This window comes from Stenotrophomonas sp. YJH_SMC_119, assembly GCF_059368315.1.
Genome location: NZ_JCAFRP010000003.1, coordinates 227,042 through 249,529 on the forward strand (window position 1 = coordinate 227,042; position 22,488 = coordinate 249,529).

General features: G+C 60.3%; 8 protein-coding genes. 5 read left to right on the forward strand and 3 right to left on the reverse strand.

The features are described from left to right. The first annotated feature begins 318 nt into the window (after positions 1-318). The 5 genes from AC5P6S_RS07065 (at position 319) to AC5P6S_RS07085 (ending at position 18,439) form a co-directional block, all read left to right on the forward strand. The gene (locus AC5P6S_RS07065; RefSeq protein WP_065183803.1) at positions 319-6,612 is read left to right on the forward strand and encodes a calcium-binding protein; all 6,294 of its coding nucleotides are present in this window, start codon (positions 319-321) and stop codon (positions 6,610-6,612) included. Between the two features lie 212 nt (positions 6,613-6,824). Further along, a complete protein-coding gene (locus AC5P6S_RS07070; RefSeq protein WP_060380243.1) occupies positions 6,825-8,987 on the forward strand; it encodes a type I secretion system permease/ATPase in 2,163 nt (720 codons plus the stop codon). Then, positions 8,984-10,405, forward strand: a complete 1,422-nt coding sequence (locus AC5P6S_RS07075; RefSeq protein WP_065183802.1) for an HlyD family type I secretion periplasmic adaptor subunit — start codon at positions 8,984-8,986, stop codon at positions 10,403-10,405. The genes AC5P6S_RS07070 and AC5P6S_RS07075 overlap by 4 nt, the downstream gene beginning before the upstream one ends. A 64-nt stretch (positions 10,406-10,469) precedes the next feature. After that, the gene (locus AC5P6S_RS07080) at positions 10,470-11,021 is read left to right on the forward strand and encodes a transporter (protein ID WP_231110316.1); all 552 of its coding nucleotides are present in this window, start codon (positions 10,470-10,472) and stop codon (positions 11,019-11,021) included. 152 nt (positions 11,022-11,173) lie between these two features. Beyond that, positions 11,174-18,439: an SPM autocatalytic domain-containing protein gene (locus tag AC5P6S_RS07085; protein ID WP_495204541.1), complete on the forward strand. Its 7,266-nt coding sequence runs from the start codon at positions 11,174-11,176 to the stop codon at positions 18,437-18,439. A 287-nt stretch (positions 18,440-18,726) separates the two neighbouring features. On the opposite strand, the gene AC5P6S_RS07090 is transcribed toward AC5P6S_RS07085, so the two are convergent. From AC5P6S_RS07090 to AC5P6S_RS07100, 3 genes are all read right to left on the reverse strand, one after another. Continuing rightward, on the reverse strand, positions 18,727-19,626 hold the full coding sequence (locus AC5P6S_RS07090; protein WP_065183800.1) for a hypothetical protein: 900 nt from the start codon (positions 19,624-19,626) through the stop codon (positions 18,727-18,729). Between the two features lie 2 nt (positions 19,627-19,628). Then, the gene (locus AC5P6S_RS07095; protein ID WP_155761086.1) at positions 19,629-20,879 is read right to left on the reverse strand and encodes a zinc ribbon domain-containing protein; all 1,251 of its coding nucleotides are present in this window, start codon (positions 20,877-20,879) and stop codon (positions 19,629-19,631) included. A gap of 480 nt (positions 20,880-21,359) precedes the next feature. Beyond that, positions 21,360-22,487, reverse strand: coding sequence for an N-6 DNA methylase (locus tag AC5P6S_RS07100; protein WP_157806734.1), 1,128 nt, complete (start codon positions 22,485-22,487; stop codon positions 21,360-21,362). Between the last annotated feature and the right edge of the window lies 1 nt (position 22,488).

The window sequence follows — 22,488 nt, forward strand, 5'->3', positions numbered from 1 at the left end:
TCTCCCCATTGCCGAGTACGCAGCCCGCATGCAAATATGCGCCGGGGAGACAGGGGCTGCCACGATGAAAAAAAGGGGAAGGCATTGATTCTGTTCAATATAACCGGCATGCAATGTGCTGGTTTTGCCCCCGCTACGGCTCTGGTTCGAGTCACATGCCAGGCCTGAAAGTCCGTCGCGCCGCCGCGCGCACACGCACCGGCCTCGCGCCATTCTCACAAGAGCCCGTATCTATGATCATCACTTCATAGCCGGCAATGGCTGCATTCCGTTTCAATCGGTCCGATCGCATTTCCATCTCGACTCCAAGGAAAGAAAATGACGTACACGGCAGTGCAGATGCAGTCACTCTTGGTTGGCCTGTCCCGTCAGTTGGCGGCATTGTACGGACGGGAGTTGAAACAGGCCGGGATAGAGATTTCGGCTCTCGGCAACAGTTCGCCCGATGAAGAGGTCGCTCTGCGCATCAATGAAGCCTATGCACGGGCAAGTGCACAGGCGATCGAGCTGGTCCGCATGTTCGGGCAGATCCCCGATCTCGCCGGCGATCCGGCATGGCAATCGCTGCAAGCGACCTATCTTGATAGCTTCGAGAACATCGTGGAGCGCATCCACGATGATGGACGCCTGCACGTCGACAAGCTTAGTGATGTGCTTGGCATTCTTGAGCAGGCGACGGCAATCAAACTCCCTGGAACAGCCGGCACCATTGGCGAGATGGTCGGTATTACAGGAGGGGCAATCCAGACGGCGCTGGACGTCGGGGACCTCATCATTGCTGCGCGCGATGGCGACTACAGCACGATGGCGACCGTGCTCACTATGGGAGTCGTCGGTACCTTAATCGACGCGACCCTAGGCCGCTTCCCGTATCTCGGCCCACTTTTGACAGCGACAGGGATAGTCGGGCTGGTAGAAGACGCATTCGAGGATTCTGCATCGGCCGGCTTCCAACGGATATTCGGTGACAGTGAGATGCGCTATATGGTCGAGCGCTGCTATCAGCTCTATGGGCAGGGCTTCCAGCAATTCGATGGTACCGAGCTTGCGGCACTGTTCGGCACTCCTGGAAACGACCAAGTGTTTGGAATTACCGGGAAATCAAACGTCATCGGTGGCGGCGGTGGCAACGACGGCCTGTACGGCGATGCGCTCGCAGACGTTCTGGGTGGCGGCTCCGGCAATGACATACTGGATGGCCACGGCGGCGACGATGTACTGGAGGGCGGGGAGGACAACGATCAACTGTGGGGGGGCACCGGCAGTGACCGACTGTATGGCGGCAACGGGGTGGACACCTATGAGTTCAAGGACGAGGATTTCGCCGAAGGCGCGACCCGCGACATTATCGTGGATAGCGATGGGCAGGGCGTCATCCTGTTCAATGGCGCGGCGTTCGGTACCGATCTCGGCAGTGGCGCGGTGCACAGATATGGTGTCCAGGGCTTCTACTGGAGAACCGCAGATGACAAGTTCAACGTGCTGCTCGGTGCGCTCAATCAAGATGGAACGCGATCGCTGATTATCGTGCACCGTGCAACCAACAGCCGCATCGTGGTGGAAAGGTGGGCCGACGGACATTTAGGAATCACTCTGCCCACCTACAACCAGCCTGGAACTCCGGAAAACCCGATCGCGGAAACCAGTGGCGATGATCTTGTGGGCCGCGACGGAGATCCGTATGGCGTTCCCAGCGGCAACGACAACATCCGCGGGATGGAGGGAAACGACGGCATCGATGGTGGCTACGGGGATGACTACATCGACGGGGGCGATGGCGACGATTTGCTGCTAGGCGGGCCGGGCGAGAATCACATTGTCGCAGGCAGCGGAAACGATATCATCCTGAACGGTTCGTTCGTAATGAACTGGCGCAGTGCCGAAGAGATGGGGATGTCATTGGAGTATTTCCAAAGCCGGTATGCTGGGAAACTCCTCCACGCCTACGGCGATGGATGGTTTGCTCGATACAAGGATAACCAAGCCTTCGACCCAAGCGACAGGCTTGGCCGGCTTGGGGGGCTGGAGGTCTATGCATGGGGGTACCGCGGCGAGGAAATCTGGCGCCAGCTTGACGCGAACCAATATCGCAATGGCAGCGATGTCATTGATGCTGGCGCGGGTGCTGACACCGTCGCTTCAGGCGAAGGAGACGACGTAATCAATGGCGGATCGGGGAACGATGTGCTGATCGGCGGGCATGATGCGGATCTCATCAATGGTGGCAATGATGACGACCTCATCCTTGGCGACTCGCTAGCCGCATTGAACCCCGAGTTGATGCAGGTGATGAGTGATGTCTCGGGCCTCGCCAACATTGCGGGGGCCGACATCATCGATGGTGGCGAGGGCAACGACCTCATCTATGGACAGGGTGGTGCCGACATCTTGAGCGGCGGCAATGGCAATGACCAGTTGTGGGGAGATCGGCTCAATGACAGTCTTGATGCAGTATATTCGCCTGGAGCTACCGGAAACGACGAGTTGGATGGCGGCGCGGGCCAGGACCTCCTGATAGGCAACGAGGGGAACGACACACTGTCTGGTGGGGCCGGAAACGACGATCTATTCGGAGATGATTGGTTCACGCCTGAAGCCCTCCATGGAAACGACTTTCTGGATGGCGGGGAGGGTGATGATCGCCTCCAGGGCAACGGCGGCAATGACCAGCTCTACGGCGGCGAGGGTAACGACGCCCTGTTCGGTGGAAGCGGCAATGACAGCCTCAACGGCGGAGGGGGCATCGACCAACTGCGTGGCGATGCCGGTGACGACCGCCTATCTGGCGGCGACGATGATGACCGGCTGTTCGGCGATGACGGAAACGACACCTTGTCGGGCGACGCGGGCTACGACGAACTGTCTGGCGGCACGGGCAATGATGTGCTCAACGGTGGCGACGGCGGCGACGCGTTAAACGGTGACGTAGGTGATGACGTGCTCAACGGCGGACGTGGAGATGATCGCCTCGAGGGCGGCGAAGGCAATGATCGACTCTACGGAGACGAAGGCTGGGACTACCTTGGCGGGGGCAGTGGCAATGACGTTCTGGATGGGGGCGCTGGCGGGGATACGCTGCAGGGAGGCGAGGGCAATGACGCGCTGATGGGCGGAGACGGTGACGATGGCTTGATCGGCGATGATGGCGCGGACATCCTGCTGGGCGGCTACGGATGGGACTATCTGGACGGCGGCACGGGCGATGATGTTCTTCGCGGTGGTGCGGGGAGCGACCAGCTGATGGGCGGAGACGGGAACGACACTCTCGAGGGTGGTGCAGGCAACGATACTCTTCAGGGTGGCGCGGGACTGGACGCCTACCGTTTCGAAGTTGACGCGGGACATGATGTCATCGACGACCGTGATTCGGACAGCATCATCCGCCTCGCTTCGGATATCGACTTCGATCATGTGGCTGTGAAGCGCAGTGGTGATGACCTGATCATCAGCATGCCTGGCAATAGCGAGTGGTCCCTGACGTTGCGTAGTTACATGCAGGCGGAAGAGGGCAGTGCGCCCTCCATCTACTTCCATGACGGCCGCGTGTTGACTCAGCAATGGATCCGCGAAGCCCTGATCCAACCCACTTCTGGTGATGACGTCCTGGTTGGGTACGAAACCCCGGATTCCCTAGCGGGGGGGGAAGGTGATGATTCCCTGTCAGGCCAGGCGGGCGCTGACGTTCTCGATGGTGGGGCCGGTAACGACTGGCTCAGTGGGGGGAGGGATGACGACATCCTACGCGGCGGAGACGGCGATGACTTCCTCTTCGGTGATGAAGGTAGCAACACGCTGTACGGTGGCGACGGTAATGACACGCTAGACGCACGTAACGGCGCTGCGCTGATGGATGGCGGTGCCGGCGAAGACAACTTGAGTGGTAGCGATGGGGACGACACCTACCTGTTCCAACGTGGCAACCAGGTGGATTGGGTGCGCTACGGGACCCATGATGGTACCGACACCCTGCGGCTTGGCCCCGGTATAGCGCTGTCTGATCTGGAGTTTGTCCTTGGTACCAACATGTTTACCGGGCTATCCCTCAGCATCCGCATAAAGGGCACGGACGATGTCTTCAATATCTATACCGCGCTCGGCAATACCGAGGCGTCTGTCACCAGCTCGGGCGAGATAGATCGCGTCGAATTTGCCGATGGTAGCGTCATGGTTGCCGACGACTTCTACGCCCACGTGGTTGCAAACGCCATCCAGACCGGCGAACCCGAACAGTCGCGCGTGGGAACTGCTGCCTCCGAGGTGATGATCGGTGGCGACAACGGTGAGTTCATCTATGGAATGGGTGGGGATGACACCATCACTGGCGGTTCGGCCGGAGATAACATTCGTGCGGGCCTGGGGGACGACGTCGTACATGGCGGGGCAGGTGACGACATGCTCCGCGGTGGGGAAGGCGCTGACCAACTGCATGGCGGAATTGGTGACGACACGCTCATAGGTGGCTTCGGTGACGATAGCTTCCACTTCAATGCAGGCGATGGTCACGATACGATCATGGATGCATGGCCCTATGGCTCGCCCTATGACGATCTGGACGGAAGCGGATTCGATCGCCTGTATCTGGGCGAAGGCCTGACACCGGCTGATGTAGTCGTCACCCGCAATGGCGAAATTGGACTGACCTTGCATTTCGCAGGCCGCTCTGATGACCTCGTCACCTTGGATAATCAGCTCTCTTTCGGAGAGCTCAGTGGCGGCGCAGTCGAAGAAATTGTTTTCGCCGATGGGACCACTTGGACGACGCAGGATCTGCTTGCAAGATTGGACACAGCACCTACCGTCAATCGCACGCTTGCGCCGGCCCCGGCAGTGGCGGGCCGCATCTTCAGCTACACACTCCCCGCCGATCTGTTCAGTGATAATGGGTCGCTAACCTGGGAGGCCCGTAATCAGCCGGAATGGATGCAGTTCGACGCGACGACGCGCACGTTGAGCGGCCAAGCGCCAAGCGACTGGAGTTCTACTTACGGGGTCCACATCGTCGCCACGGACGCATTCGGGCAGCAGGCCGTCGCGAGCATCACGATTGTGGGGGCTGCATCGCTGATCAATGGCACATCCTCCAGCGAAGATCTCACCGGAACCTGGAAATCCGATGTGATCTACGGCTACGAAGGAAATGATCGGATCGATGCCGGTGGCGGGGCCGATTTTATGTATGGCGGCAAGGGGAACGACAGCTACAGTGTGGACCACGCCAGCGATCAGGTCATCGAGCTTGCCGGGGAGGGCGTCGACAGCGTGTTCTCTACTGTGACCTTCACGCTGAGTGAGAATGTTGAAAATCTGACACTGAGCGGCACCAATGCGATCGACGCGACCGGCAATTCGACCGCAAACACTATTCGCGGCAACGAGAAGGCCAATCGTATTTGGGGGCTGGCCGGTGCGGATGTGCTTGAGGGTGGCTCGGGGGACGATTACCTATATGGTGGCGAAGGCAACGATGAGCTCACTGGAGGTGCTGGTCGCGATCACCTCGAAGGCGGCTCAGGCAATGATGTGTACAACCTCGGCGCAGACGATGATGTCATCGTTGAGCTGGCCGGAGAGGGTATTGACCTGGTGCGAACCTCTGTCTCCGGGTACACCTTGGGCGCACACCTGGAGAATCTGCAGGTGAGCGGCTGGGGCGACGGAAGCGGTAATGCGCTGGACAACGTGATAACCGGAGATTACGGCAACAACCGTCTGTGGGGCATGGATGGTGATGACGTGCTGGATGGCCAGGGAGGCCGGGACGGCCTAACAGGGGGGCGAGGCAACGACACGTACGTGGTGGACGATCCCGGCGATTGGATCGTTGAGCTGGCCGGCGAGGGTATCGACACGGTAAAGGCTTCTACGGACTATACGTTGAGCGAGGACCTGGAGAACCTCAGCTTCCTCTACTCCCATGGATTCACCGGCAACGGCAATGCGGCAGACAACGTAATGACCGGTAACTCTGGCGGGAATACGCTCAATGGCCTCGGGGGCAACGACACCCTGGACGGTGGCGAGGGCTGGGACCGGCTGGTCGGTGGCGATGGCAGCGACACCTATCTCATGGGATCGGGCTATGGCACCGACACCATCGTGGAAACTCAAAGTCAGGCTGGCGACCATGACGTCGCGCGCTTCAGCGGGGTATCGCACGACCGCTTGTGGCTGATGCGTGCGACCGGATCCAACGATCTGTCGATCAAGGTGTTGGGCGGACAGGAGACCCTCATCATCGAGAACTGGTTCCTTGGCGACCAGCACCGAGTCGAAACGATCGAAGCTGATGGCATGCTCCTACAGGCCAGCGAAGTGCAGGCGCTGTTCTCGGCCATGCAGCAGCTGGGCAAGTCCAACGGAGATATGCTCACCACCGCCGAGCGTCAGGCACTGCAGCCAGCGCTCGAGGCGGCCTGGCGGCCCAGCACCGGCAAGACAACGGTACCTGGGACGGAACATGGGGAGCTGAACAGCCTGGTCGCCGCAATGAGCAGCTTCGGCATGGAGGCCTCTCCCCTTCCTCTCCTCGATGGAGTCTCCAATGTGCCCTTGCTGATACAGGGCGGCGCTATCGGTCGGTCATCCGCATATGCCATGGAGGCGGCGGTGTAGTCGCACAACGCACAGCTCCATCGCACCTGCCTGAGGGGGGCGCACGCAGAAACATGAGCTCGGGCGCTGCGCCCGTGCTGAGTGCGCCCCCCAACGCAGCAGCTTCCAGCTACGCCTCAGGCCTCAAGGGTTGCCGCCACTTGACAGGGAACTTTGGTGACCCCAATCTCCGCGTCGGGGTTGCGCACAATGGAAGCTGCGCAGGGGATTTTATGTCAGAGGGAGACGCGGCACTTTCGGTGCCGGGGGTAGCGCGTGCGCAGGATCAACAGGATCTGGCGTTGCGTGGTCTGGTACTGCTTGCTCAATTTCATGGCATTGCGGCCGACGCCAGTCAGCTGGCACACGACGCTGGACTGGGCAATGCCCCCATGGACGAAACGACCCTGGTCCTGGCGGCCCGCAAGCTGGGCTTCAAGGCGCGGATGGTGTCGACGCCCTGCGCGCGCCTGGCGTTGGCCAACCTGCCTGCGCTTGCACTTGGTGAGGACGGTGATGCGTTCATCATCGCCCGCATCAATGGCGATCAGGTGCTGATCCACGATCTGGCCCAGAAGCGCCCGTTGAGCATTGACATGGCCGCGCTTCGGCAGCGCTACCGGGGGCGCCTGCTGCAGGTCGCATCGCGGGCGTCGGTTCTCGGCGAGCTGGCCCGGTTCGATTTCAGCTGGTTCATTCCAGCGGTGATCAAGTATCGGAAGATGCTGCTGGAGGTCTTCATCGTCTCGTTCTTCATCCAGTTGTTTGCACTGGTCACGCCTCTGTTCTACCAAGTGGTGATGGACAAGGTCCTGGTGCATCGCGGCCTGACAACACTGGATGTGATCGCGATTGGGCTGGTGTCCATCGCCATTTTCGACGTCGTGCTGAGCGGGCTGCGTACCTATGTGTTCGCCCATACGACCAGCAAGATTGACGTCGAGCTCGGTGCCCGCCTGTTCCGGCATGTACTGGCGTTGCCGCTGGCGTACTTCGAATCCCGACGTGTGGGCGACACCATTGCCCGCGTGCGCGAACTGGAGAACATCCGTAACTTCCTGACCGGGCAGGCGTTGACCTCGGTCCTCGACCTGCTGTTCACCGTGGTGTTCCTGGCCGTGATGTTCTACTACAGCGGCTGGCTGACTCTTATCGTCGTGATCTCGCTTCCGCTCTATGCGCTTGTTTCGGCAGGCATCACTCCCGTGCTGCGCAAGCGCTTGGATGAGAAGTTCGCACGCGGCGCGGACAACCAGTCCTTCCTGGTCGAAACCATCAGTGGTATCGGTACGGTCAAGGCCAGTGCGGTCGATCCACGGGTGACACGCACCTGGGACAGCCAGCTGGCAGGATATGTGAATGCCGGATTTGGCGTCACCAAGATCGCGACCGTCGGCCAGCAGAGCGTGCAGCTCGTGCAGAAGCTGGTCAGTGTTGCCATCCTGTTCTGGGGGGCAAAGCTGGTCATTGATGGCAAGCTGTCACTGGGCCAGCTGATCGCCTTCAACATGTTGTCTGGACAGGTCGCCGCGCCGATCATCCGCCTGGCCCAGCTGTGGCAGGACTTCCAGCAAGTGGGCATTTCTGTCCAGCGTCTCGGCGATATCCTCAACACCCGCACGGAACTGCCTGGCAGCCGGATGGCACTACCGTCCATCCGTGGCGACATCACCTTCGAGCAGGTCGGATTCCGCTATCGCCCGGATACCCCGGAGATTCTTGCCGGTATCGATTTGCACGTGCCGGCCGGGCAGGTCATTGGCATCGTCGGGCGTTCGGGCTCCGGGAAGAGCACGCTGACCAAGCTGGTGCAGCGCCTGTACACGCCCGAGCGCGGACGAGTGCTGGTGGATGGGCATGATTTGGCCCTGGCCGATCCTGCCTGGCTGCGGAGGCAGCTGGGCGTGGTACTGCAGGAGAACTTCCTGTTCAACCGCAGCGTGCGTGAGAACATCGCACTCAGTGATCCGGGCATGCCGCTTGAACAGGTGATCAAGGCGGCGACCCTTGCCGGCGCCCACGAGTTCATCTCGGCGCTGCCTGAGGGTTATGACACCAAAGTGGGGGAGCATGGCGCGGGCCTTTCGGGTGGCCAGCGGCAGCGCGTGGCGATCGCCCGTGCGCTGATCACCGATCCCCGCATCCTGATCCTGGATGAGGCTACCAGTGCCCTGGACTACGAGTCCGAGCATGCGGTGATGTCCAACATGCGCGAGATCTGCAGGGGCCGCACCGTCATCATCATTGCGCACCGCCTCTCCACCGTGCGCAGGGCCAACCGCATCGTCGTCGTAGACCGAGGTCGCATCGTCGAGAGTGGAACACATGATGAGTTGCTGGCTCAGCCACTCGGGCACTACGCGCAGTTGCATCGCCTTCAGCAGGGGGCGGCATGAAGCACATCCATGATGCGGTGCGCATCTTCACCGCGCGCTACCTTGCCGTGTTCCGTAGCGCTTGGCAGGCCCGCCACGAGATGGACCCGCCTGCGCGCGAGGCCGACGAGCGCGCCTTCCTGCCCGCCCACCTGGAACTGATTGAAACCCCTGCGTCGCCCACCGCACGGTGGACGCTGCGCATCATCACCGCGTTGTTCTGTGTGGCGGTGCTGTGGGCCAGTCTCGGCAAGCTCGATATCGTTGCTGTGGCTCCCGGGAAAACCGTCGTGGACTCAAGGACCAAGGTGGTGCAACCGGCGGAAACCAGCGTGGTGCGCCGGATTCTGGTGCGTGACGGGCAGGCGGTCAAAGCAGGGCAGGTGCTGATCGAACTTGATGCCACCTCCACGTCCGCCGACGTGGCCAAGGCGGACGATGCATTGTTGAACGCGCGCATGGCCGCCCTGCGCCTGCGTGCCCTCGCCGAGGCCCTGGAAGATGGTACAGCGCCGGTATTCCATGTTGATCCAGACCTGCCGGCAGACCGGGTACAGGCCGAGCAGGCGCTGGCCCGAAGCCAGTTCGAGGCGCTGCAGGCCAAGCGCCACAATCTGCAGGCCTTGATCGCACAGCGCCGTGCGGAACTGGAAACCACCCAGGCCTCGGTGAAGCCGCTGGAGGAGTCGGCGCGCATCTCCCGCCTTCGCGCCGATGACTACCGCAGCCTGCTGGAGGGCAACTACGTGGGGCGTCACGACTATCTGCTGCGAGAGCAGGAGCGTATCGCGGGTGAGCGCGATCTTGCCGCGCAGCGCAATCGCGTGCAGGAGATCCGGTCGGCCCAGCGGGCTGCCGAAGAAGAACTGAGGGTGCTGGTGGCCGACTTCCGCCAACAGACCCTGGACGGATTGCGTGAGGCGCAGGAGCAGATCGGACAGATGACGCCTGAAGTATCGCGAACAGGGCAGCGCGACCACCAGATGACCCTGCGGGCGCCTGTCGATGGAACTGTGCAGCAGCTGGTCGTACATACAGTGGGTGGTGTGGTTACTCCGGCGCAGCCCCTCTTGGCCGTCGTCCCCAGCGAGGAATCACTGGAGGTCGAAGCTACCATCCTCAACAAAGACATCGGCTTTGTGCGCACCGGCCAGGCGGTAACCGTGAAGGTGGAGAGCTTTCCGTATACCCGCTACGGCTACCTGACAGGGAGAGTAGTGAGCGTCTCCCATGACGCCATGCAGGACGAGAATCTCGGCCTGGTCTTCCCGGTACGGGTCAAGCTCGACAAGGCCACCCTGCAGATCGACGGGGTGCGCGTGCGCATGACCGCGGGCATGAGCCTGAGCGCCGAGATCAAGACCGGGAAGCGGCGGGTCATCGACTACCTGCTGAGTCCATTGCGCCAACATGCAGGCGAGGCGCTGCGAGAGCGCTAGCAACAGCCGCTCCTGCCATTCCCTGGCCCAATCTGCGACAGCCCGGGAATGCTCCCGGATATCCATGACACAACCTCTCAAGAAGGCTTTCATGTCTGGCATGAATGATGGGCAGCAGCGACGCAACACACAATGGGGCAGCGTCTCGCGGCTGTTCTGGCCCGCAATGGCAATGAGCGCATTGTTGGCGGCAGGTGCTCACGTGCTGCACCGCACAGGGGCCTACCCCCACGCGTTGCTTGATAGTGCTGGCACCGATGTCCGGAGTTGGCTGTACGTGGCACTAATGTATCTGGTCACCATTCCAGTGCTGTTTTTCCAGATGAGACGACGGCTCGCGGGCTATCCCGTGCCCTGGAACCCTGTGCTCAAGCGTTGGCTGCTGGGCGCCTTTTCGCTGGTCCTCTGCAGCGGGCTGATGCTGCTGCCGGTGATCGTGCTCATCGTTGGCAGCAGCGCTGCTGGACGCGGCAAGGGGCTGTATCACTTATTCACTGGCAGCCTGTTCGGCACGTTCCTGGTAGGAACTGTTCTTGCCTACGGGGCGGCAATGGCTGCCTGGTTATTGCTGGTCGGAACTCCCAGGCTGCTCTTTCCCAAATCTACCGCGCGCTAGGCGCGGCGCAGTGGCCGTTCCGACGCGTAGCCGAGTCCGGACGTGCCACCTGCTCTGAGCAGTTCTGCAGGATCGCCCCACTTGGAGCGCTCTCCCTGCACGCATGTGTGTCATCCCTTCTCTCTGGCCTGATTCAACAAGGAGTGTGAACCGTGGCAACTTCCGTCATTACGCTTGAAGAAATTCAACAGAATGCGGGTGATCTCGCAGGACATCTGAATAATTTCATCGGTGGATTCTACGACGCATACAACAATGGCTATGACCTAGCCGTTGCGCAGGGCCGGTCGTCGTTCGACGCCCAGATCGCAGGGTTGGAGAGCGGAATCCGGGCCAACGCGCACTATGCAGATCTCAACGCGCAGCGCTACGCCAACAATCCAGACCTCAGCTTCTCCCAGACCTACCAGAATCTGGCCAATCACTACAACGCAATGGCTGACAGCCTGGTAACCCAGAGCATCCACACCCAGGATCAGCTCAACGGCTTCCTGGGGAACATGAAGACCCAGGCATTGAGTGACCTTGGCACCTTCGGCAACAGTGCTGCCGGCAGAGCCCTCGGAGAGTATCTGGGGCCGGCGTTCGACGCGTACCAGATCGGCCAAGCAGCGCTGAACCAGGACTGGAACGGCCTGGGCAAGGCCGGTACCAGCCTGTTGCTGGCAGAGGCCTTCGGCTATGGCGCGATGGCGTTGCTGGGCGCCTTCGGCCTCACCGTCGGCCTTCCGGTGACCATTGCCATCGGCCTGGCCGCCGTCCTTGGCGGCTATCTGGGTGGCATGCTGTGGGACGAAGTAAACGGACCGCTGCAGGACAAGCTCGGTGAACTGGGCGATTCGATCCGGGGCGACGACTACCGTATTGAGCGCTACGATCCCATCGCCCTGGACCTGGACGGAGACGGTGTTGTATCGACCATCGTTGATGGCGATCTGTCCGGCCCACTTTTCGACTATGACGGCGACGGCATTCGCACGGCAACCGGTTGGGTCGGAGCGCGCGACGGGCTGCTGGTGCGCGATATCGACGGCTCTGGTGCGATTGAGAATGGTAGCGAACTTTTCGGCGACCGTACCCGCCTGCGCAATGGTCGCCTCGCTCTCAACGGAATGGAGGCGCTAGCCGATCTCGATTCCAATGGCGATGGGTCCATCGACGCAGCCGACGCGGCTTTCAGCTCGCTGAAGATCTGGCAGGACGGCAATGGCAATGGCATCAGTGAATCAAGTGAACTGAAGACGTTGGCGGAACTGGGGATCACCCGCCTTTCCACGAACTTTGTCGGCAATGGACCCGCCAGTGACGACGTGCCGGGCGGCAACCTGATGGGCACCAGCAGCTACACCCGCGTGGATGCAAACGGGGTGGAATCTACCCGGTTGATGCAGGATTTCAACTTTGACGCCGACACCATCCACAGCCGCTATGTGGACCGTATCGTGATTCCGGAGGCGCTGGCGGGACTCGCGAATCTTCAGGGTATGGGCATGCTGCGGGACCTGCGTGAGGCGGCCTCGCTGTCGCCCGCGCTGCTCCAGGCAATCCAGGCATTCTCCGCAGCGACCACGCGCAGCGCCCAGCGTGAACTGCTGGGGGAGGTGCTCTACCAGTGGGCACGGACGAACCCCAGATTCAGCGATGAGAGCATCGCCCTCTACATGAGCGGCGGACGCTATGACGAAAACTCGGAGAATGTGATCCGCCTGCGTCCCGGCGAGCAGGTATTTGTCGGTGAACCCGGCAGCATGGATGAGGCGTATACGCGCAAGGTGCGTGTCGTCGAAGCCATCCTTGGCATGGAACCCATCAGCGCCGTCTTCTGGGGTACCGAGAACCTCAACAACTATGGCCGGGTCTACGATGCCTTCTTTGAAGGCAGCTACGCGCAGCTTGCACTTCAGACGCGCCTGCAGGCTTACATCAACAAGGTGACGTTGACTATCGATACCGTCACCGGAAAGACGGACGTGGACTTTGCGACCGTCGACACGGTGCTGCTGTCCCGCTATGCCGCCGATCGCACCAACGCTGCAATCGATCTGGTGGAGCTGGCCAGGGCATTGCCGCGACAGGTATCAGGTGCGGTTACCTGGACTCAGGGCGAAACGCTGCTGCGTGCGTGGATGGCCGAGAATGCTCAGGACGCAACCTTCATCCAGTCGCTGGAACAGGTCGGACTGCGTCGTGGCATTGGTGGGACCGGAGATGACACGATTCTCGGCGAGGACACGCCGGATGTATCCGAATTCATCTCTGCAGGCGCTGGCGACGACGTGGTGTTCGGGGGCCAGGGCCGCAACATCGTGCGCGGCGAGGCCGGTGATGACGTCCTGTATGGCGGCGCGCAGCAGGATCAGCTCGACGGTGGCGCGGGCGCCGATACCCTGCACGGCGGCGCTGGCGACGACTCGCTTGACGGCGGTGACGGCCGCGACAGGCTCTTCGGTGGCGCGGGCGCTGACTCACTGAACGGTGGTGCCGGTGACGACCGCATCGATGGCGGCGCAGGCGATGATTATCTGGATGGCGGCACGGGCAATGATCTCTACGTGTTCGGCCGCGGGTCCGGCCATGACCGCATCTACAACCATGATGCGTCGCAGGGGCGCATCGACGTGCTCGAAATGGGCAGCGGTGTTCTCGCTTCAGACCTGAAGGTCTGGCGCAGCGGCGACTACCTGTGCATCCAGATCAGCGGCACGGATGACCGGATCGACATCCAGAACTACTTCCGTGACGACGGCAACAGCGCCTATCGCGTGGACCTCATCCGCTTTGCCGATGGCACGCAGTGGACGATTGCCGATGTAAAGCAGATCGTGCTGGTTCCTACCCCCGGGGTGGATGACCGGTACGGGTACGAAAGTGACGATGTGATCCAGGGCGGCGATGGCAACGAGTGGCTCAGTGGCCGAGGCGGCAATGACAGCCTGGCCGGCAGAGGCGGCGCCGATCGACTCAATGGGGATGATGGCGACGACGCGCTCGACGGCGGCACGGGCAATGACCATCTGTCCGGCGGGGACGGCGCCGATCTGCTCCTGGGCGGCGAGGGCGACGACTATCTCGACGGTGGTAATGGCAACGATCGGCTGGAGGGCGGTGCCGGCAATGACACTCTCCAGGGGGGGAGCGGCAACGACAGGTACATCTTCGCCAATGGTTTCGGGCGGGATGTAATCAACAACTATGATGCAGCGGCCGATCGCCTGGATACCGTCGAGTTCCTGCCTGGCATCGATCCTGCTGACGTGCGTGCCACTCGGGTGGGCAATGACCTGCTCCTTCAGCTTGCCAACGGCACGGACATGCTGACGGTGCAAAACTATTTCGGAGAAGACGCTGCGGGTCCCTCCCGGATCGATGAGATCCGCTTCGCCAACGGTGCCTCGTGGTCGGTGGCCATGATCAAGTCGATGGTCCAGGCTGCCACGGTCGGCGATGACGTTCTGCGCGGCTACGAGGGCGACGATGTTCTGCTTGGCTTGCAGGGAAATGACGATATCTCCGGCGGCGCGGGCGCTGATCAGCTCTCCGGTGGCGAAGGGGATGACCTGTTGCAAGGTGAGGCAGGCGACGATCTGATCCGAGGCGAAGACGGAAACGATACGATTACTGGTGGTGAAGGAGCCGACCAGATCTTCGGCGGTAATGGTATGGACGCGTTGTACGGCGGAAGCGGCGCGGACATTCTGGAAGGCGGTGACGACCGTGATTGGATGGCAGGGGATCAGGGAGACGATCTGCTGCTCGGCGGCGGTGGCGACGATGAATTGCTGGGTGGTTCTGGCAACGATGTACTGGCCGGTGGTATCGGAAACGACGTGCTGGAAGGCGGTGAGGGCGACGACGAGTACCGGTTCTCAACCGGCGATGGTCGCGACCGGATCGTAGACGACGCCGGCGCATCGACACTGCGACTCCTGGGTGTCGTCGAGAGCAGTGTGTTCATGCGCCGGGAGGGTTCGACCCTGGTTCTCCGGATCGATCAGAACGGCGTGGATGAGATTCGTGTCGACGGCATCTTCGATGCGGTCAGTGGACTCGCAACGCGTGGCCTGCGCTTGATCATCGGCAACGCAGCTCCCCGCTGGATGGATGCCTCCGCTCTTGATCAGCAGGTACTGGTGGCTACCAGCCATAGCGACGTAATCGTCGGCAGTGCATTGGGGAACGTCATTCACGGCGCCGATGGCGATGACCAGCTCCTCGGCGAGGGCGGGGACGATCTGCTGGAGGGCGACAATGGTGACGACCGGCTGTTCGGCGGAGAAGGTAATGACACATTGCGGGGCGGCGCTGGTGCCGACGTCCTCGACGGCGGGGCGGGTGCCGACCGATCGGAGGGTGGACAGGGCGATGACGTCTACATCGTGGATGATGCCGGTGACGTGGTGATCGAAGCCGCCGCGGAAGGAAGGGACACCGTGCACAGCTCGGTGAACCACGGGTTGGCAGCCAATGTGGAAGATCTCCTGCTTACCGGAAACGGGAGCATCGATGGAGCCGGCAACGAACTCGCCAACGTCCTGAACGGCAACGAGGGTGCCAACCGGCTGGACGGTGGTGCCGGTGATGACCAATTGTTCGGCGGCCAAGGTAATGACCGCCTGCTGGGGGGCAGTGGCAACGATGTGCTGGATGGCCAGTCCGGGGACGACCACATGGAGGGTGGTGCCGGTGATGACGTCTACCATGTGGACAGCCAGCTGGACAGCATCGTCGAGCTCGCGGGCGAGGGAGTCGATGTCGTGCATGCCACCAGCGACTACGCTCTGTCGAGCAACATCGAGCGGTTGGTGCTGGTGGAGGCGAGCGGTGCCATCACCGGCACCGGCAGCGCTGACAACAACGAACTGACAGGCAACAGCAACAGCAATCGCCTGGACGGCGGGGCAGGGGCCGACCGCATGCTGGGTGGCCTGGGCGATGACACCTACGTGGTCGACCAGACGGGCGATGCCGTGGTTGAACTCGCCGGTGAAGGCCACGACACGGTCGAATCCAGCATCGATTATGTACTCGGCGATACTCTGGAAGACCTGGTGCTGACCGGCGCCGGCAACATCAATGGTACCGGCAACGGCGGCAACAACCAGCTGACCGGCAATGCAGGCAACAACCGCCTCGACGGTGGCGCCGGCGGCGACCGCATGCAGGGCGGCGAGGGCGACGACTACTACATCAACGACAGCAGCGGTGACTGGATCGTCGAGCATGCCGGGGAGGGCGTCGATACCATCGAGCGACGCTATGAAACGAACCTGGTGCTTGCCGATGAGGTCGAGAATCTGATCCTGGCCGCCGGCGTCCAGACCGGCAACGGCAATGGGCTGGACAACGTGATCACTGGCAATGCCGGCGCCAACACCCTGGGGGGCTGGGATGGCGAAGATCTGCTGTACGGTCTGGATGGCAATGATTCGCTGTTTGGTGGCAGTGGCAGCGACACGCTGTACGGTGGCAACGGCAACGACTATCACGATGGCGGCGAAGGTATCGACCGCATGGAGGGCGGTGCCGGCGACGATATCTATATTGTCGATGACAGTGGCGACGTGGTGGTCGAGGCCGTCGGCGCTGGCAAGGACCAGGTCCAGTCGGGCGCCTCGTACGTGCTGTCGGACAACATCGAGAACCTGTTCCTGACCGGTGCCGATGCCATCAATGGCGGTGGCAACGCACTGGACAACTACCTTGCCGGCAATGCGGAAGCCAACATCATCCACGGGATGGGTGGCAACGATACGATTGTCGGAGGAGGTGGCAACGACACGCTGGTCGGCGGCAGCGGCGATGACAAGTACGTCTTCGATACCAGCAGCGGCACCGATACGGTGGACAACACCGGCGGAGGCTTCGACGGCGTGTTCTTCACCGGTGGCATCAGCCGTGAGCGGATCTCGTTCAGCCGCGACGGCAACGATCTGCTGATCACGCTGGACAACGCCGCCACGCCGGCCGTACGTGTCACCAACCACTTCCTAGGTGGTGACGCCGCGATCGACTATGTGCAGCCGGATGGCGGTTCGTACCTCACCACCGTGCAGATCAATCAGATCGTCGCCGGTGGCAGTACCGGCGGGCAGTTCGACCAGGTCATCCAGGGAACCGCGGCCGGCGAACAGCTGGCAGGCAGCGCTGGCAAGGATCTCATTGAAGGCCTGGGCGGCGCCGACACACTGTTTGGTATGGGCGGCAATGACACCCTGCGCGGTGGAGACGGGAATGACTACCTGTCCGGCGGCAATGGAAGCGGCAGCGGCTCGGGCGATGATCGCCTCGAGGGTGGGCTGGGCAATGACACCTTGCGTGGCGAAGATGGGAGCAACGTGCTCATTGGCGGCACAGGTGATGATCAGTACGTCTACGGCGGCGGCATCGATGTCATCGACAATACGGGTGGCGGTACGGACTGGCTGATCTTCCAGAACGACATCACCCTGTCCAAGCTTGCCTTCGCCCGTGATGGCGACAACCTGGTGATCACCATCAACGGCAATGCCAATCAGAAGGTCACCGTCACCAATCACTTCATGGGCGGGGACATGGCACTGGACTACCTGCAACCCGCAGGAGGCTCGGCGCTGAACACGGCGGCCATCAATGCCTTGGTGCCGGGTACCGGTAGCGGGAATCCGGGAGGTGGCAACGACGGCGACTATCCCTCACAGATCTCCGGCACGGGGGCCGGCGAGCAGCTGGTGGGTACCAGTGGCCGTGATCGCATCCAGGGTCTCGGCGGCGACGACACACTGTTCGGCATGGGCGGGGATGACAAGCTCGACGGCGGCGACGGCAACGACTATCTGTCCGGTGGCAATGGCAGCTTCAGCGGTTCGGGCAACGACATCCTGATTGGCGGCGCAGGCGACGATCAACTGGTGGGCGAAGACGGTAACGATATGCTGTTCGGTGGCGTCGGCAACGACACCTACTTCTACCGCGCTGGCGGTGGCGTGGATACCGTGGACAACACCGGCGGTGGTACCGACTGGCTGTACTTCGACGGAATCGCTCGCAGCCGCCTGAGCTACTACCGTGATGGTGATGATCTGCTCGTACGGGTTGACGGTGACGCTGCTCAGCAGATGCGGGTGCTCAAGCACTTCCAAGGAGGGCAGTACGCTATCGCGTTCGTACAGCCAGGAGACGGAGGCAATGCCATCTCGGCGTCTGCGATCGCCGGCCAACTCAAGCCACTGCCGGCCGCAGCCTCGATTGCTTCTGTCCGCACGATGGACACGTCGGCCAGTGCTGAAGTGCGGCAGCTGATCGACGCCATCAGTGGCTTCACCGGGGACGGCAGCACAGGCTGGAGTGAAACGCAGGGTCTCGTGCCCGAGCCGCTAATGGGCCATGCCGGCTACGAACAGGGACGTGCCTTTAGTGCCTCCATGCACTACAGCCCGTGACGAATCGGATGCCGAGGCGCGTTGAGGGCGCCTCGGCATCTGGCTAACGGCGGATAGCTTTAGGTCCCTGGCTAGGCGACGATAGATGTCTGCCTCTGGCAGCAAAGCAGACATTGCTGGGGTGGGCGATTAGGGAGATTTATCGGGGGTAGGGAAGGTCTGTTTCAAGCCCATATCTCCATCCACGCGGGCCACCTAGCGACAGGAGTTGGACGTGGGCTTGATGACCTTCGGAAATCACGGCGTGGCGCGCCGCCAGGCTGTAGGGCTCCCTTAGCAATCACATTCTATCTGTCGCCTTTTTGCCGTCCAACGTTCTTGAACGTTGCCCTGTAACGCTCATACATCTCCTCCATAGGCGGAGAGGGCGTGGCGTCCCGCTGACTCGCAAATATTGCGTAATAGGCTGAATAAAGCTTCTTATCCCTTGCCTTGTTCCAAGTCCAACCTAACCCCACTGCCTCCGCGCCTTTGAGCTTGGAAGTTGCTGCACGGTTTAGAACAAAACGAAACGCCTCATTGTTAAGAGACTTAACTAGAACGAAGAGCAAGTCGACGATGGATTCCATGTTCGCACGGGTAAGCAACAATGGCTTCTCAAGGTACTTCTTATGGCTCTCAAGCCCAAGCTCAACCGCATTCTTCGTGCCAAGTTTACCAAAGCGATGCACACAACAGTGCCGCAGTTCACATACCGCGTTGTAGCGTGTGAGAAGTTCCTCGAACGGCTTGTTCCCAGCCAAGCCCCAGTTCAAGAACTTTTGGATATTTGTAATTACCTGTTTTTTTCCAGAGAACACTACTTCCTCGAGCAGAGCCTCTGGAAGAAGGCTCTGCCGCTGATGACGCGCTGCTGCGTATGTCAGCGTGTAGGTTTCGCAGTGCAACTGTGAGTAGGGGTCGACCATAAGGATGCGCCTTATCAACGCTCGAAAGAAACCTTCGACGGCTGAAACATAGCCCAGGATTAGCAGCATCCCCAGTTCCCGCGGCAAAAAAGCGTCGCCGCCCGTGCCTACCCACATCTTGTTAAGGCTTACCGCGTTGTCAATGAACTGATCGATCGGCGATACATCGGAATCATCGTGGTCAGCGTGAAACCACTGTCTTGTATCAATCTCGCCCGTGAGCTGGCGAACCGTCAGAATCGCAGAAAAATCGGCGGCAGTGGTAGCTTTCGGAGGCATAATTAAGACAAATACTCGTCGACGAAACCGTTAAGCACATCCACAATTCTCGCGGTTCTGCGGCGCCCAAACCCTCGTACTGTGAGCAGGTCGGCCGCCGGATCTTGCTTAGCCAAAAAGTCTCGCAACGTCTTCAAGTTTGGCAAATGCTCGTCGATCTGGGTGCGCTGCCAAACTGTGAGTCCCGGAACCTGGGCTATCGGTGTTTCTAGGCACTGCGAAAACGTCGACGCATCAACGAGCTGCTGTCCACAGTTGTGACAGAAGCGTTGACTATCTGTCATTCGAGGGGCGTGGCATGAAGCACATTTCGGAAGCGATAAGCTCAAGCTCCCAAAATCCACCTCAGGAACAATTCGCTGAAGGCTTTTTCTCACCGGATGCTTTGCGGACTTGAACCCTATCGCCTCAACAGTTTGGCGAATGCTGCCGCCGCTTTCACCACCGCCGATTGCTCTAATGGAGAGCAGGTTCGCTGCATGGGGTATGTATCGTCGGTATATTCGTGAAGGAGTGCCATGCTTAACTGTAGAATTGTCGTAAGTGAGCCCCGCTTCAACCAACAAATTAAACATCCGCTCTACAACCGGCGTCAGTTCACTTTCTACAACTCCGACTGTGAGCTGGCGATGCCCTTTCCCCCCGACTCCTTCATTGAACGACTTAATTTCGCGGGCGATTCCATCGAGCACTTTCTCTCCGGCCTCAACCAGGGACGCAAGCTTGGGAACCTTCTTTCCTAGGGAGCGGAACTCCGCCAATCTTGCATCAAGATGCTCCTGAATCGTTCGCGTCACGCCTTGCTGGGTCGTGCGGTGATCGCCGCGGAGAAACTCGTCCAACATAGTTAAGTAAGCCCGCGGAATGCCAAATGCAGCGAATCGCAACATAACTCGGACGTCCACAGGAGTGGACTGAAAACCCTTGACGCGAGTATGGGCAATGCCATCCATCACGCCGTCATATCCAGGATCTTCAATACAAACCCATGCGGGTATTGCCACCGAGTCTTGGCCTTGGTGAAACTTCGGGCTTACCTCGGTTGTGCCAGGATACACCGACGCCTTTGGCGCCAAGTCTATTGACTTCAGCGACCGCACAATGTCAAGAAACTCAATAAGATAATCAGGGGTAAGCGTCAGCGCTGCATCGTCCATTAGCAATACACTGAACTTCCGCCCGGCCTGCGCACGAGCGGACGCAATTAAGGCCTGCACGCGCTCAATTGAAAGCCCGTCAGCAATAACCTTCATGTCGTCGTCAAGTGGCAGGTTGCGCTCTGTCCTGGACACGAAACTCTGAAGCCCCACCTCCGTCAACGGCGGAGGAAGTTCGACCGACACTTCGGGCTGCCAGGATTGGGCGCTATCGACTACAGCCAAAATGATCCTCGCTAGGACCCAAGAGTGAAACTGCCCAAGCGCACTCGCGTGGCTAGAAAGTAAGGGCTCAAGTCGGAAGTAGCGATTGAAACTAACGTACACAGCGAAAGGCATAGAGCTGTCATCACGACACTTCAGCCAAGCGAAACGCATCATGTGCGTCTTTCCGCACCCGCGCGGTCCCACGATGGTCCGCAATCCGCGGTTTGTCAGCTCCTGAGCGACTCTACTGAACAGATCACCTTGCTGCGAGGTTTCGTTTAACAGATCCTCGATTGGAATGTAGTCTGCCCGCTGCTGGAGGGCAGATTCGAGCTCAACACCGTCAATTCTATCTGCCATATCGAGGACTCAGAAGCATATTGTCATTAAAGCATTTGCTGTGATGAACCTGGCCCCGACACCGTGCGCAATCGCATCGATGGCCACACGGCCGCGAGGACTATTCAGAACCTTAAACAGATTGTCTTCCTCGCCCACATTCGGTCGAAGCACGAGAAAGCAGTCCGATACAACAATCACACCACGGTCAACCCGACAGATTTTATCGGACAGGTTTCTGCCGACTCGAGCCACCAGAACGTCACCCGCGCGCGCCGTCACACCAGCCACCACTTTCTGGAATTCCTCACTGAGTGCGAATTCACTAGGCACTTCAGTCATTCCGGCTGTAAGGTCAGTTGTGTGGAAGACCGGATATCCGACATTCTTGCGAGTTCGCGATGAGAGCGTGCCGCGCGAGATAGATGCTATTAATTTTGACAGCCGGACGACCCGAGAAGTGCGCGAGGGCCTCACTGATGAATGGTATCCGTAATCCAGGCGAAGAAGTCCCCGCTCTGGCGATATCGTCAGAGCATCTGATAACTCACCGGCCGACGAAAGCTGCCGAACGGGAATGTGCGAGACCTGTGTTGCGGCTTTCGTTAGAATGACTATGTGAGCCTTGGCTTCGGTTCGGCGGAAGATATTGCGAGGCAACTCGATGACTTGGTCAATCGAATGGCTTTCGATCAATGACTGGCGAAAACGCATAAAACGCTCGCCGGAAATAAGCCCGTCTGGAATGATCATTCCAAGCCGCCCGCCATCCTTCAGAAAACGAAGGTTCTGAGCGATGAAAAGGATATCCGCAGGAATGTCCTCCGCATGTGGCAGGACGTGGCTAAGGCCTACTTCCTCCATGATTTCGCCGAAGTGGCGACGCCAGCGAGGCTTGATATAGGGTGGATTGCACAAGCCAACACAGGCTTTTCCCCAATGAAGGCCGAGCCGATGATCTAGGCCAACATCCAAGGCATCGCCCGTGAAGTGGCGGAATGCACCTCCCCTCGTTACAGGAAGGCGACTGCTCTCTGCCTTGTCGTCGATATCCACGGTAACAAACCGAGCCCTGCTCCAGAGCTTCGCACCTGCATCGACAAGCGTCCCGTCGCCGGCACCGAGGTCAATGACAGTCTTGGGAGCGGCTACATTCATT